The 13,504-nt window shown below is 69.1% G+C and carries 12 protein-coding genes; 5 read left to right on the top strand and 7 right to left on the bottom strand.

The window, feature by feature from the left end:
* Position 1 precedes the first annotated feature (1 nt).
* The 5 genes from OB895_RS05405 to OB895_RS05385 all read right to left on the bottom strand — a co-directional run bounded on the left by OB895_RS05405 (position 2) and on the right by OB895_RS05385 (position 5,645).
* Positions 2-1,309 carry a DUF58 domain-containing protein gene (locus tag OB895_RS05405; RefSeq protein ID WP_042541931.1) on the bottom strand — a complete coding sequence of 436 codons (1,308 nt, stop codon included), beginning with the start codon at positions 1,307-1,309 and terminating at the stop codon, positions 2-4.
* Positions 1,310-2,233, bottom strand: a complete 924-nt coding sequence (locus tag OB895_RS05400) for an AAA family ATPase (protein WP_042542171.1) — start codon at positions 2,231-2,233, stop codon at positions 1,310-1,312.
* A gap of 99 nt (positions 2,234-2,332) precedes the next feature.
* Positions 2,333-3,526, bottom strand: coding sequence for a DUF4350 domain-containing protein (locus OB895_RS05395; protein ID WP_153302159.1), 1,194 nt, complete (start codon positions 3,524-3,526; stop codon positions 2,333-2,335).
* Complete coding sequence (locus tag OB895_RS05390) at positions 3,523-4,164, bottom strand: DUF4129 domain-containing protein (protein ID WP_079112588.1); 642 nt, start codon at positions 4,162-4,164, stop codon at positions 3,523-3,525. Before OB895_RS05390 ends, OB895_RS05395 begins: the two co-directional genes overlap by 4 nt.
* Entirely contained in the window at positions 4,161-5,645 is a 1,485-nt protein-coding gene (locus OB895_RS05385) for a DUF7847 domain-containing protein (protein WP_079113949.1), read from the bottom strand. Before OB895_RS05385 ends, OB895_RS05390 begins: the two co-directional genes overlap by 4 nt.
* A gap of 95 nt (positions 5,646-5,740) precedes the next feature.
* On the opposite strand from OB895_RS05385, the gene mtrA reads away from it, so the two are divergent.
* The 5 genes from mtrA to hpf all read left to right on the top strand — a co-directional run bounded on the left by mtrA (position 5,741) and on the right by hpf (position 11,373).
* Complete coding sequence (mtrA, locus tag OB895_RS05380; protein WP_042541929.1) at positions 5,741-6,421, top strand: MtrAB system response regulator MtrA; 681 nt, start codon at positions 5,741-5,743, stop codon at positions 6,419-6,421.
* Between the two features lie 7 nt (positions 6,422-6,428).
* Positions 6,429-8,105, top strand: a complete 1,677-nt coding sequence (mtrB, locus tag OB895_RS05375) for an MtrAB system histidine kinase MtrB (protein ID WP_042541928.1) — start codon at positions 6,429-6,431, stop codon at positions 8,103-8,105.
* The gene (locus OB895_RS05370) at positions 8,102-9,820 is read left to right on the top strand and encodes an LpqB family beta-propeller domain-containing protein (protein ID WP_042541927.1); all 1,719 of its coding nucleotides are present in this window, start codon (positions 8,102-8,104) and stop codon (positions 9,818-9,820) included. The genes mtrB and OB895_RS05370 overlap by 4 nt, the downstream gene beginning before the upstream one ends.
* 109 nt (positions 9,821-9,929) lie before the next feature.
* The gene (locus tag OB895_RS05365) at positions 9,930-10,622 is read left to right on the top strand and encodes a ComF family protein (protein WP_079112590.1); all 693 of its coding nucleotides are present in this window, start codon (positions 9,930-9,932) and stop codon (positions 10,620-10,622) included.
* A 94-nt stretch (positions 10,623-10,716) separates the two neighbouring features.
* Entirely contained in the window at positions 10,717-11,373 is a 657-nt protein-coding gene (gene hpf / locus OB895_RS05360; protein WP_079112591.1) for a ribosome hibernation-promoting factor, HPF/YfiA family, read from the top strand.
* A 65-nt stretch (positions 11,374-11,438) separates the two neighbouring features.
* Here the strand turns inward: hpf and OB895_RS05355 are convergent, their stop codons facing one another.
* Both OB895_RS05355 and OB895_RS05350 read right to left on the bottom strand, forming a co-directional pair.
* A complete protein-coding gene (locus OB895_RS05355) occupies positions 11,439-12,776 on the bottom strand; it encodes a coiled-coil domain-containing protein (protein WP_079112592.1) in 1,338 nt (445 codons plus the stop codon).
* Between the two features lie 63 nt (positions 12,777-12,839).
* A complete protein-coding gene (locus OB895_RS05350; protein ID WP_079112593.1) occupies positions 12,840-13,442 on the bottom strand; it encodes a PadR family transcriptional regulator in 603 nt (200 codons plus the stop codon).
* Positions 13,443-13,504 lie beyond the last annotated feature (62 nt).

Below are 13,504 nucleotides of genomic sequence, written 5' to 3'. Positions count from 1 at the left end.
CTCACAGCCGCCCTGAGGCCTTCAGCTCGAGGTATCGGTCGGCGATCCGAGGCGGCAGCGTCTCAGGATCGGCGGCGATGGCCTCGCCTCCGGCGCGACGCACCGCATCGGCCACGTTCTCCGCGTCGCGCATGGTGCGTTCAGCGGCGGCCGCGAGGTAGATCTCCTCGCGCGAACCACGCTGCATCGCGAGATCCGCGATGCCGTCGTCCGTGACGGATCCGACGAGGATGGACGTCGCCCTGCTCGCATCGGGGAAGGCGCCGAGGAATCCGCGTGCCGACTCAGCGGCATCCTGTGCGGTCAGCACGACGATCAGCGCGGGGCGGGTCGTGAGGGTGCGAACCGCGGCGAACGCGCCCGGCCAGTCGGTGTCGACGAGGCGGGCGTGCACCGGGGCCATCGCGTCCGTCAGGGCGGGCAGAAGCGCGGCGCCGTCGACGCCGGTGACTCGAGCCCGCACGACACGGTCGTACATGAGCAGATGCACGTGGTCACCCGCTCGCGCCGCGAGGGCAGCGAGCAGAAGCGATGCCTCGAGGGCAGCGTCCACTCTCGTTCCGTCGCCGACGCGCGCAGCCGCGGTGCGCCCCGTATCGATGATGATCACGACGTGGCGGTCGCGCTCGGGTCGCCACGTCCTCAGCATCGTGGTTCCCGCCCGGGCGGTCGCCCGCCAGTCGATGGACCGTACGTCGTCGCCCCGGACATACTCCCGCAGAGAGTCGAACTCGGTCCCCTGACCGCGCACCTGGATGCTCGTGTTGCCGTCCAGCTCCCGCAGCCGTGCCAGCCGCGAAGGCAGGTGCTTGCGCGACGAGAAGGCGGGGAGCACCCGGACGGTTCCCCGCACCGTGTGGCGGGCCTGCCGTCCGGCGAGGCCGAGCGGACCCCGCGACCGGATCATCACGAACTCGCTTGCGAGCTCCCCTCGACGCCGGGGAAGCAGCGGCATCGAGACGCGTCGCCGTTCGCCCGGTGGGATGCTGAGTCGCTGACGCGCCTCGCCCGCGCCCGCCGTCGGCTGCCATGCATCACGGATCACCGCGTGCAGGGTGCGGCTGCCCTGATTCTGCAGCGCGACGCTCACCGGAACCAGTTCTCCGATCCGGGCGCGGGCCGGCACGCGCCTCGTCACGACGACGGACCGAGGGCTCGGTGCCAGCAGTACGTCCAGCACCACCAGCAGCACGCACAGCAGCACCCAGATGCCCAGCGCGGCATACGGCGGGAACTCCGCGAGCCCGGCGAGGACGAGCGGGACGATGCCGACGGCGACGGCAAGCGCGAGACGGCCGGTGACGAACACCTAGATCGGCACCCTGGTCTGCTGCACGACGGACGTGAGCACGGCATCCGCCGACACGCCCTCCATCTGCGCGTCCGGACGCAGCTGCAGTCGGTGTCGCCAGACCGGCACGAGCATGGTCTGCACGTGATCAGGGGTGACCGCGGTCGATGCGTTGAGCCACGCCCACGCCTTCGCGGCGGCCAGCAGGCCCGTCGAGGCGCGAGGACTCGCGCCGAGCTCGACCGATGGCGACTGGCGCGTCGCCCTGGCGAGATCGACGACGTAGCCGAGGACGTCATCGGTGACCTCGACGCGCCCGGCTGCATCCTGCGCCGCCCGGATCTCGTCGGCGGAGACGGTGGCCTCGACGCCGGTGAGCTCGCGAGGCGAGAAGCCCGACGCGTGCTTGCGGAGCACCGACACTTCGGCGTCCCGCTCAGGCATTCCCACGACGAGCTTCATGAGGAAGCGGTCGAGCTGCGCCTCCGGAAGCGAGTAGGTGCCCTCGTGCTCGATCGGGTTCTGCGTCGCCGCGACGAGGAACGGATCGGGCAGTGGGCGGCTGACGCCGTCGGCGGACACCTGCCGCTCCTCCATCGCCTCCAGCAGGGCGGCCTGCGTCTTCGGGGGCGTGCGGTTGATCTCGTCGGCGAGCAGGATGTTCGTGAACACCGGGCCCGCACGGAAGTCGAACTCGCCCGTCCTGGCGTCGTACACGAGCGAGCCGGTGACGTCGCCGGGCATGAGGTCGGGCGTGAACTGCACGCGCTTCGTGTCGAGGCCCAGCGCTCGCGCGAACGAGCGCACGACCAGCGTCTTCGCCACTCCCGGCACGCCTTCGAGCAGCACGTGTCCTCGTGCCAGCAGCGACACCAGCAGGCCGGTCACGGTGCCCGCCTGGCCGACGACAGCCTTGTCGACCTCCGTGCGCACACGGTGCATGGCCTGACGCAGTTCGGCGTCGTTGAATGTCTCAGCGGTCACGTGGTGTCCTCGGCTTCCGTTCGGATGGATGGACGGCGGTTCGGTGGGTTCGGCGGATCATTCGGATCTCCGCTCCGTGAAGGAGGAGGCGTCGACCGCGCTCTCGAGCTCTTGCAGGCGCCGCGCGAGGTCGATCAGCGATGGATCATCGGAAGGCGTCGCACCCCCGAGCAGGTCGTGCAGAGATCCACGGGGGATGCGCAGCCGATCGGCCGCGGCATCCGCGACCTCCTCGGCGCCCGCGGTCACGGCGAGTCCGAGCCTGCGCGCGAGCCGACGCCTGCTGCCGTCGCGGATCGCCTCGGCCGCATGCGCGGCGTCGCCTGCCTTCGCTGTCAAGCGCGCCCGTCCGTGCATCGTCTCCGAGGCGCGCACGGTCACCGGAAGAGTCTCGGCGACGAGAGGTCCGAAGCGCTGTCCGCGCCACAGCGCTGCTGCGACGCCGGCGATCATGAGCAGCAGGATGGCGGGCGTCACCCACCCGGGCGTGAGCGAGCCGAGCGTGTCGTCGGTCTCGCCTTCGATGTCGGTGTCGTCGAAGCTGGGCACGTACCAGACGACCCGGTCGGTCTGACCGAGCAGAGCGAGTCCGAGGGCGGCGTTCCCGTCTTCCGCGAGGTAGGCGTTGCTGAAGAGACGCGCGCCCTCGACGACGGCGTGCGTCTTGCCGTCGGTCTCGTCGATGAGCACGGCCGCCGCGTCGCCCGCGCCGAAGCAGCCCTCCACGCCGTCTGCCGGCGTGAACAGTCGATCAGGGCGGATGGTGCCGACATCCGCGAACTCGGGGGCGTCGCAGTCGGCCGGCACCGGAGTCGAGTCCGGCGTGGCGTTCTCGCCGATGCGCAGAAGGGTCAGCAGATGAGTGCTGCTCGAGAGGAACACGACTCGCTGGGCCGGTTCGATCAGCTCGGAGATCCCGTCGTCGGAGAGCGTATAGGGATTGGCCATCACGAGTGTGGCGTCGTCGTCGAGCGCAGCTCGCGCCTCGTTCCGCGAGCGGAACACCGAGACCTCGACGCCGTTGTCCTCCAGGATCCGGGCGATGGCCATGGCTCCGGAATCGCCCACGCTCTCCGGATCGAGTGAGCCGCGTTGATCGGGCATGCGCACGCCGACCTGTATCGCCACGAAGACGCCGCCGAGAACGAGCGCCACGACGATCGCCCACCCGAGCAGCGACCGGGATCTTCTGCCGCGAGGCGCGCGTTCGGCCGTCGACGTCGGGGCATCGCGCTGCTCGACCACGCTCACGCGGGCACCGCCTCTGGGCGCAGCGCACTCAGACGGTCGTCGGTGGCCGCGAGCTCGGCGTAGCGCTCAGCAGTCGCGGGATGCCGGAGGTAGCGCACGTCGTCGAAGGAGATCGCAGCCTGGCGCACCGGTGTCGTCTCCGCAGGGAACACGACCGAGACCTCGCGCGCGATCGCCTGCGCGGTCGCTCCCGGGGAGGGATCGATGAGGTCGCGCTCGAGAAGACCTCGGGCGAGCGCGCGGAATCGCAGGATGGTCGCCTCGTCCCAGTCGCCTCCGCGTGCACAGCGATCGGCATCGGCTCGCAGCTGCGCGGCCGAGCGGTCGTCGTCCGCGCCGAGGAGGCCGGACCCGGGCCGACGGACAGCCTGGGCGCGGCGCGGGCGGCCCCAGATGATGAGCGCCGCCACGAGGGCGCTGAAGACGACGATGCTCACGATGATCAAGGCGGAGGGCCCCACGCTGGCGCCGTTGTCGGAGCTGAACAGGTCGGCGAGGAATCGTCCGATGTCACGCGCGACGAGGTCGAACCAGGTGGGCTTCGCATCGGCGTAGCGCGGATCGGAGAGCTCCTGCTCAGCCCATTGCCGCGCATCGTCTCCGTCGGGGACCCACACGTCGTCGAGCGAGCGGATCATGCAGGTCCTTCGCTGCCGGCTCCGGGCGCGGCCCAGGTGGATTCGTCGGGGGAAGCCGGCGAAGCCGCAGGAGCCGGGGGAGCAGCAGGGGGCGAGGACGCGGGCGGCGCCGAGGCGCCCGCGGGCGACTGAGGCGGGGCAGGTGCGACCGCTCCCGGATACGGCGACTGCGCTGGGTACTGCTGCGCCGGGTACTGCTGAGCGTAGGGCGGCCGCCCTGAGTTCTGCTGCGCCGGGTAGGGCTGCGCCGGGTACTGCGGCGCCGGGTATTGCGGCCCCGGGTATTGCTGGGGGTAGGGCGGCTGCCCTGAGTACTGCTGCGCGGGGTATGGCTGTGCCGGGTACTGCGGCATCTCATAACCGGCGGCCGTCATCGTGGCCCATTCCGGGATCTGCTTCGGCGGCGGAGCGCTCGAGACGGCGCGTGCCGGATCGACGGCGAACGGATCGCCGAGCTGCTCGTCCGTCCATCCGAGATCGCGTCTCTCGACGTGACTGATCAGCGCCTGATCGAGACCCTCGTACCGCATCCGGCTGTCGAGATACACCAGGGTCCCGGCGGTGCTCTGCACCACGAGGGTGATGGCCTGCAGCACGAGCAGCAGGATCTGCGGGGCGAGGAGCGCGAAGACGAACCCCATGATCGCCGCGGTGTCGGCAGAGCCGGTCGGAGCGATGGTCGACCCGAGCATCGAGCTCACCAGTGAGACGGGCAGATTCACGAGCTGCATCGCCACACCCATGATGGCGCCGATGAGGAAGGTGACTCCCCAGGCGATCCAGAAACGCCCGCGGGTGAGGCGCCACGAGCGCACGAGCGCATCGCGGAACTTCGCTCGCTCGAGCACGAGGATCGACGGCACGAGGAGCAGTTTGGTCGTGAGCCAGACCATGAGGGGAACGATGGCGAGCAGCAGGACCACGATGAGGATGACGATGCCGCCGATGGCTTCGACGGAACCGCCGAGCCCACTCGCGACGAAGCCGGCGATGATGACGAAGAGGATCACGATCACGCCGAAGACGAAGATGACAGAGAGCGACGCGAACGCCGCGAGCCGCCAGAACGACGGGATCATCTTGCGCCAGAGGGTCTTGAGGCTCGCCTTCACCCCGATCGCGGCGAAGCCGACCTCGGCTGCGACGACGCCCTGCATCAGGGCGGTGAAGGCGACGGATGCGAGGCCCACGGCGATGCCCGCGACGATGTTCATCGCGATGGTGCCTGCGAACACGGCCTCGAAGTCCGCAGAGGAGGGCGACAGCGACTCGAGTCGCGTGAACGTGGTGACGAACACGAAGCCCATCACCGTGGCGCTCAGCACGACGACCGCCAGCTGGATCACGACCCCGAAGCCGAAGAGGACCTTGGGGTTGTGCCGCAGCGCGACGAACGACTTGCTCAGCAGCATCCCGAATGTCAGCGGATGCAGGGGGATGATGCCCTTCTTCGGGGCAGGGGTCCACGTCTGGCCGCTCACCGGCACTCCCTCCGTCGTGCGCTCCCATCGTGTCACAAGACCCGTCGGCGCGTAGACATGGGGGCTGTGGTACTGAGTGCCATAAGGTAACAGTTATGACCTCACGCATTCTTGTGGTCGACGACGACACCGCGCTCGCCGAGATGATCGGCATCGTGCTGCGCACCGAGGGCTTCGAGCCGGTGTTCTGCGCCGACGGTGCGCGGGCGGTCGATGAATGGCGCGCACAGCGCCCGGACCTCGTGCTGCTCGACCTGATGCTTCCAGGCATGGACGGCATCGAGATCTGCTCCCGGATCCGCGCCGAATCCGGCGTCCCTGTGATCATGCTCACCGCCCGCAGCGACACGGCAGATGTGGTGCGAGGGCTCGAGGTCGGAGCCGACGACTACATCGTCAAGCCCTTCAACCCGAAGGAGCTCGTCGCGCGCATCCGTACGCGGTTGAGGCCTACGTCGCAGAACGTGGGGGAGCAGCTGCGAGTGGGAGACCTCACCGTCGACGTCGATGCCCATGAGGTGCGCCGTGGCACGGCTCCCATCGCCCTGACACCTCTGGAGTTCCAGCTGCTCGTCGCGCTGGCTTCGAAGCCGCAGCAGGTGTTCTCGCGAGAGATGCTGCTCGAGCAGGTCTGGGGCTATCACTACAAGGCCGACACGCGCCTGGTGAACGTGCACGTGCAGCGCCTGCGGGCGAAGGTCGAGCTCGACCCGGACAACCCCAAGATCGTCATGACGGTGCGGGGCGTCGGCTACCGTGCCGGGGGCGCGGGCTAGGACCACGATGGCCGCGACCACAGCGACCACCACGGCGGTCGCTGTCATCCGCGACTGGCGTGGTTGGCCGACCGTCCTCCGGGCGCTGTGGCGCAGTTCCCTGCGGTTCCGAACGCTGACGATCACGCTTCTGCTGACGTCGACGGCGATCCTGATCACCTGCGTGACCATGGCGCTCGTGATCCAGAGCGATCTCTTCGAGTCGCGCAAGAACGAAGCGCTCGAAGATGCGGCGCGCTCGGTGAATCAGGCTCAGGCGACCCTCGACGCCACTGCGCTCGGCGACGATCCGGCCGCCCTCCCCGAACTCTGGGACAGCGTGCAGGAAGACCTGGGACGCAATTCGACGGCCGAGGGCCTCGCCGGATTCCGCATGGAGGTCGACCCGGACATCCCGCTCAACGGCTTCACCGCAGGGCTCAGCGACAATCTGATCAGCTCCGGGCTGAGAAACAGGGTGGTCGAGTTCGACGATTGGCAGTCGTGGCAGTCCGTGTCGCTCGAGGTCGGCGGTCGGGAAGTCCCAGGGATCATCGTCGGCCAGCAGCTGCGAGTGCCCGAGGCCGGTCCGTTCGCGATCTACTTCGCCTACGACCTGGCCGATGCCGACAACACCCTGCTGTTCGTGCAGCGCACCCTCTGGGTCGCCGGCATCGGCCTCGTCGCCATCGTCGCCGCGATCTCCTTCATCGTTCTCCGCACGGTGTCGACCCCCATCGTCGAGGCCGCCGAGACGAGCGCGCGACTGGCCTCGGGCGACCTCGGAGTCCGCATCGACGTGCACGGCGAAGATGAGATCGCCACGCTCGGACGCTCCTTCAACGCCATGGCCGACAGCATCGAGTCCCAGATCAAAGAACTGGGCGAGCTGTCGCTCGTGCAGCAGCGCTTCGTGTCGGATGTGTCGCACGAGTTGCGGACTCCGCTCACCACGATCCGTCTCGCGGCCGACATGCTGAACGACCAGCGGGGTGCCTTCGACCCGACGACCGCACGCACCACCGAACTCCTCCACACGCAGGTGCAGCGGTTCGAGACTCTGCTGTCGGACCTGCTCGAGATCAGTCGCTACGACGCGGGCTCCGTGCAGCTCGAACTCGAGGCCACGAGTCTCGCGCATCTCGCCGAGGACATCATCGAGCAGATGCAGCCTCTCGCCGACGACCGGGGCAGCGAGCTGAGGCTCGTGGCACCGGGCGGGTACTCGCCGGTCGACATGGATCCGCGGCGTGTGCGCCGAGTGCTTCGCAACCTGATCGGCAACGCGATCGAGCACGGCGAGGGCAGGCCGATCGTGGTCACCGTCGACAGCAACCAGCACGCCGTGGCCGCCGGTGTCCGGGACTTCGGTCTCGGCATGGATCCGGCCGATGCGGAGCGGGTGTTCGACAGATTCTGGCGGGCGGACCCCTCTCGCCAGCGCACGCTGGGGGGCACGGGGCTCGGACTGTCGATCGCGCTCGGCGACGCGACTCTGCACGGTGGATCGCTCGATGTCTGGTCCGAGCTCGGGGTCGGCACGAACTTCGTGCTGACACTGCCTCGTCGGGGTGACGCGACGGAGGGCCCTTCGCCCATCCCCATCGAGCCTCAGGAGCGTCTCGGAGAACCCGGCGACGCCACGCAGCCGATCCAGCTCGCCGACGTTCCGGCCGAGCTCTTCGATCGAGGGAGCATCGAATGACGGCCAGGACCCGACGCACGCTGCGCGGGCTCGCTATCGCGACAGCTGCGCTTCTCCTGTCTGCGTGCACGGGACTCCCGACGACCGGAGACGTACAGAGGGGCAATCCGCTCGGGGCGTCCCCGGAGGGTCAGGACTTCCTCCCGCTCGCCTCAGATCCCGTCGACGGCGCAGGCCCGGAGGAGATCGTCGAGGGCTTCATGGAAGCGGCGATCACTCCCGCTGACAACTGGGACACCGCTCGGAGATTCCTCACCCCGGAACTCGCGTCGACCTGGCGTCCGAACACCGGGGTGTCGATCGACGTGAGCGCCGCGACGCGTTCGTTCGTCTCGAACGTCGAGGACGACAGCGAGGCGGAGGACGGAGACACCGCCGACGTGCGAGTCGCCTTCGACCAGATAGCCAGCGTCGACGCGACCGGGGCCTACTCCGAGGCCTTCGGCGCCTCCAACTCCGCCTTCGTGGTCGAGCGCACGAAGGGCCAGTGGCGGATCGCCGAGGCTCCGGACGGTGTGGTGATCGACGAGTCGAGGTTCGCGCGGGTCTATGACGACTACGCACTGCAGTACTTCGACCAGACCTGGGAGCGTCTCGTGCCCGACGTGCGCTGGTTCCCCAGACGCGCCACGGTCGCCACGACCATCGCGCAGTCGCTGATCGGCGGGGCACCGCGGCCGTGGCTCGACCCCGCCGTGCAGAGCGCGTTCCCACAGGAAGTGCAGCTCGCCCGCGACGCCGTTCCGATCGACCCGGATCAGATCGCCGATGTCGCACTGAACCGAGCGGCCCTCGGTCTCGACCCCACGACCCTCGCACGCATGCGCACGCAGCTTCAGGCCACCCTCGTCGCTGCGGGGGTGCAGATCGACCAGGTGCGTTTCACGGTCGACGGGCGGGCGTTGGAAGCCGGTGTCGTCGAGGTCGTGACCGATACGGCGGATGCAGGCAGTCTCGTGATCAAGGACGGGACGTTCGGGATGCTGGTGGGTGGCGAGATCACCCCGATCCCGGGTGTCACGGATCAGATCCTCAACGCGGGTCAGCCGGTCACAGCGATCGACGTGTCGGTCGACAGCTCTCGCGCGGCCGTGCAGCTGATCGACGGGCATGTGTGGCTCGCTGGAGACGGCGGCTTCGATGAACTGGATGCGCGCCCGTCGCTGGTGCGGCCGTCGCTGGACCCCTACGACTACACCTGGTCGGTGCCCTCGAATGCGCCTGCCGCTCTGCAGGCGATCGGGAGCGACGTCGCCCCGCAGACCATCGCGGGCGCGTGGCCCGAGGCGTCGACGGTCTCCGCCATCCGAGTCTCCGCCGATGGCGCCCGAGTGGCTGCAGTCGTCGTGATCGGAGGAGAACGCTGGATCGTCGTCTCCTCGGTGATCCGCGACGAGACAGGACTGCCCACCGAACTCGGCCCGACCGAGCCGATCGCGCAGCTCGACGGCAGCGCCGTGGGGCTGGTCTGGCTGGGGGCCGACCGCCTGGGCCTGCTGACCGACCCGGGCGACCGGATGGTCGTCACGCAGGTGGTCGGAGGGCCGGGCGAGACCGAGGTCGGCCCGACGGGCGCGGTGTCGATCGCGGGTGCGCGAGCCGCCACCGGCCTGCGGGTCCTCGGCGCCGAGGGTGCTGTGTTCGCGCGAACCGGGTCGGCGTGGAGCGAATCGGTCACGGGAGTCTCGCTTCTCGCCACCCGAGCAGGTCACTGAGCGCGACTGCCTCTGCACGGCGGGCCTGTGAGGGCTGAGCACTCACAGCCGGCGGGTTCCGCACAGGGCTGCGGTCAAGAGGCCTCGGCCGGTGCGGCAGGATCGACGGATGCTCTCGGATCCGCTCGCCCGTGCCATCGGTGTGGAGGTGCTCGCTCTGCTGCTCGCAGCGACCTGCGCAGGCTGCGGTCGCCCTGAGACGATGCTGTGCGACGCGTGTCGAGAGGGCATCCGAGCAGCGCCCTTGATGCGACGCACGCCGAGCGGCCTGCTCGTCCGGGCCGCCATGCCGTTCGAGTCCATCGCGTCCCGGTGCATCCGCAGGCTCAAGGATGACGGCGAGACGATGCTCGCGCGCCCGCTCGGAGCGGCGTTGGGTGAGGTTCTCGCGGGCGTCGTCGATGCGCAGGCCGAGCTCGATGACCCGGTGCGTCTGGTGCCGATCCCCACGTCGCAGAGTGCGTTCCGACGACGGGGGTACCGGGTTCCCGATCTGCTGATCAGGCGGGCGGGTGCGGCGCCGGATCGCCTGCTCGTGCGGAGGGGGCGACGTGCGGATCAGCGCGGACTCGACTCGGCGAGCAGGGCGGAGAACGTGCGGGGGAGCATGCGATCACGACCGGCCACCGGGGGCGGGGCGATCGTGCTCGTGGACGACGTCGTGACCACGGGAGCGACTTTCGATGAAGCGGCTCGCACGCTGAGAGAGGCCGGCGCCCGGGTCGTCTCGGCGGTCGCGCTCGCCGCGACACCCCGTCTCGGCGAACGGAATGCGAACGCATCGGAGACACGCAGCAAATGACCCGTGACATCGGAGGTCAGGCGGACTACCGTTGGGGGTCACAAGGCGACCACGGTCCGCCCTTGGCCGGGAGGACCGGGACAAGGAGGCAGCAATGGAAACGAGCATCGTTGGCGTCGGGGTGGGTATCACCGACCGATTCCGCACCGTTGTCGAAGAGAAGATCGCCAAGATCCAGACGTTCGCGTCCCGTGCGCAGCGGCTGGATGTCAAAGTCACCCACCGGGTGTATCGCAACGGTCGTGTGCCGGATGAGACCGTCGAGCTGACGCTCATCAGCAAGGGGCCCGTCGTTCGCGCCGAGGCCACGGACGGAGACAAGTTCGTCGCACTCGACATGGCCGTCGACAAGATGGCCGAACAGCTTCGTCGGGCCAAGGAGAAGCGAGTCGACGGACGCCAGCATCCGCGTGGGGCGCACTTCGAGAAGGAGAGCGGTGCGCTCGAGGGCATCGACGTCCAGCCGGCATCGGTGGAGGTCCTTCGCGCGGTCGCGACGGGCGCTGTGCCGATCCAGAACGACGACGACGAGGTCTACTCGCCGGTGGTCATCCGCACCAAGAACTTCGGAGCGGAATGGATGACCGTCGAAGAGGCCGTCGACCGGATGGAGCTGGTCGGGCACGACTTCTTCCTGTTCGTCGACGTGCGCACCGATCACCCGAGCGTCGTCTACCGCCGCAAGGGCTGGGACTACGGTGTGATCGCGCTCGAGACGCAGGCTCCGCCCACTGAGGCACTCGCCTCCTGAGGCTGATACGACGACGGCCCGGCTCCAGAAGGAGTCGGGCCGTCGTCATGTGCTGAGGATGCGGGTCAGTCGAAGATTCCGTCGAGAATGCTCCCGATGACCAGGCCGCCCAGAATCCCGGAGGCGACGTCGCTGCCCCCGCCGCGTCGGCCGCCGCCGCTCCAGCCGCCTCCGCCCCAGCCGTCGCCGCCACCCCAACCCTGGTCCTGCGGACGGGATGAATCGATGTCCCGCTGCGCGAGCTGCAGGGCTTCCGAGGCGAGGTGCGCGACGCGCCGAGCGCTAGCCAGCGCTTCATCGCGGGTCTCTTCCGCCGGAAGCAGGTCTGAGAGATCGACGCGCAGCCTCTCGGCCTCTGCGAGGCGAGTGCGGGCATCCGCACCGATCCAGCCCCTGTGCCCTGCGATGAGTCCGCGAGCGACGCCCAGCTGACGATCCGCGTCGTCGATCGCGTGCTGCACCTGCTGGATGCTGGGCAGCGGGTGCGCTTCACGGTGGCGGGCGGTGGCGATCGCATCGTCGAGCGCGGTGTTCGCCTCGCGCAGCCGCGACAGTTCCGCGAAGGGGTCACCGGGTGAGCCTGCGGGCGACAGTGCGCTGAGTGCGTCCTGGAGGGCGGAGACCGCAGCGGTGACCGCCGGCACCTGCGGAGCGGTCCGGGCTGCGATGAGGTCACTGCGCGAGTCAGCGACGACCTCCGCGAGGGTCGACTCCGCGCGCAGCGCCTCGATCTCGAAGTCCTCGACGGCATCCAGCAGAGCGGAGGCGCGGCGCGTCGCCTCGGTCGCGGTCTCGAGGGCGAGGTTCGCCTCCTCGTTCTGCTTCGCGGCGCGTCGACGCTCCGACACGGCGGCGCCATGAGTGGCGAAGGCGATCAGCTGCTCGGCTTCCGCGGCGCTGGCCGCGATCTGGTGCATCGCCGAATCCGCGTATCGCGAGGAGAGGCGGGCGACGGTCTCGTTGGTCTGCGGGATCCGCGCGCTCAGCGTCTCGGCATCCGCTCGCACCTGGGCGATGACCTCGGGCGCTCGACGCACCTTCGAGATCGATGTCGCGAGGTCCGACGTCTTCTCATCGAGCAGGTCCTGCGCCCAGTCGCACAGCTGCATGATCCGCGCGTTGCGGGTGCGGAGCTCCTCTGGAGTGTCGGGGATCTCGTCGTGGTTGAGCTGGTGGAGCTGAAAAGCCTCGCGCAGGTGAGTGCGCACCGCGCTTAGCGCCTTCTTCAGATCCCGAGTCAGCTGCTCGCCGAGCTCGGCCTCCGCGAACGCCAACTCGTCGGAGGTGCTCCTGATGCGCTCGTCAGCGGAGACGAGCGCCTGCTCTGCGCGGCGAGCCAGGTCGGCGTCCTGTGCGGCCAGTTGTTCCTGCTCGCGCTTGCGTCTGCCCCATATTCCAGCCATAGGACTGATCCTAGTTTCCCGGGCGACGTCACTGGCTGTGCATACGCTTGAGGCGAACTGCGCTCAGGCGAGCGCCGCGACCTCTGTCCTCGACGGACGGCCGCGCTTCGGTCGCTCGGTCGTGAGCTCCAGAGCGAGCGCGTGCTGGGGATGCTGTGCGAGACGGGTCTGCACATGGTCGAGCCAGCGGAGCTCTGCCTCTGCGGTGAAGATCATCGAGTCGACGACGAGCGACCACGCGAGCCCCTGGGGACTGTCGTCCTCGCGTGACTCCCTCGCCGTGGTGAGCTCCCCGAGATGCTCTTCAGACGCCGCGCGCTGGGTCTCGATCACGCGAGTCGCATCCGCGCCGGGAAGCGTCGCCGCGACGGCCAGCTTGATCGCGAGCTCGTCGCGGGTGGCCTGGCTCCGCGCGACGGGGGAGGCCAGCCAACGGTCGACCTCGAACGACCCGGCGTCGGTGATCTCCCAATACACGTGGCCCTGCAGATCGGCGGCTCCACGCTCGACGAGTCCGTCGCGCTCGAGGCGCTCGAGCGTGTTGTAGATCTGACCGACGTTGAGCGGCCAGACCGAGCCGGTGCGTCGGTCGAACTCGTGACGGAGCTGGTAGCCGTAGCAGGGGCCCTGCGCGAGGATCGCGAGCAGACTCTGTCGGACCGACATGTGGACCTCCCGGTGTCGAGGAACAATATATACATACTCGGAAACGTCATGGCGGCGCGCCA

This window comes from Microbacterium forte (assembly GCF_031885415.1).
GTDB lineage: Bacteria > Actinomycetota > Actinomycetes > Actinomycetales > Microbacteriaceae > Microbacterium > Microbacterium forte.
This window is presented reverse-complemented; position numbering and strand designations above follow the sequence as displayed.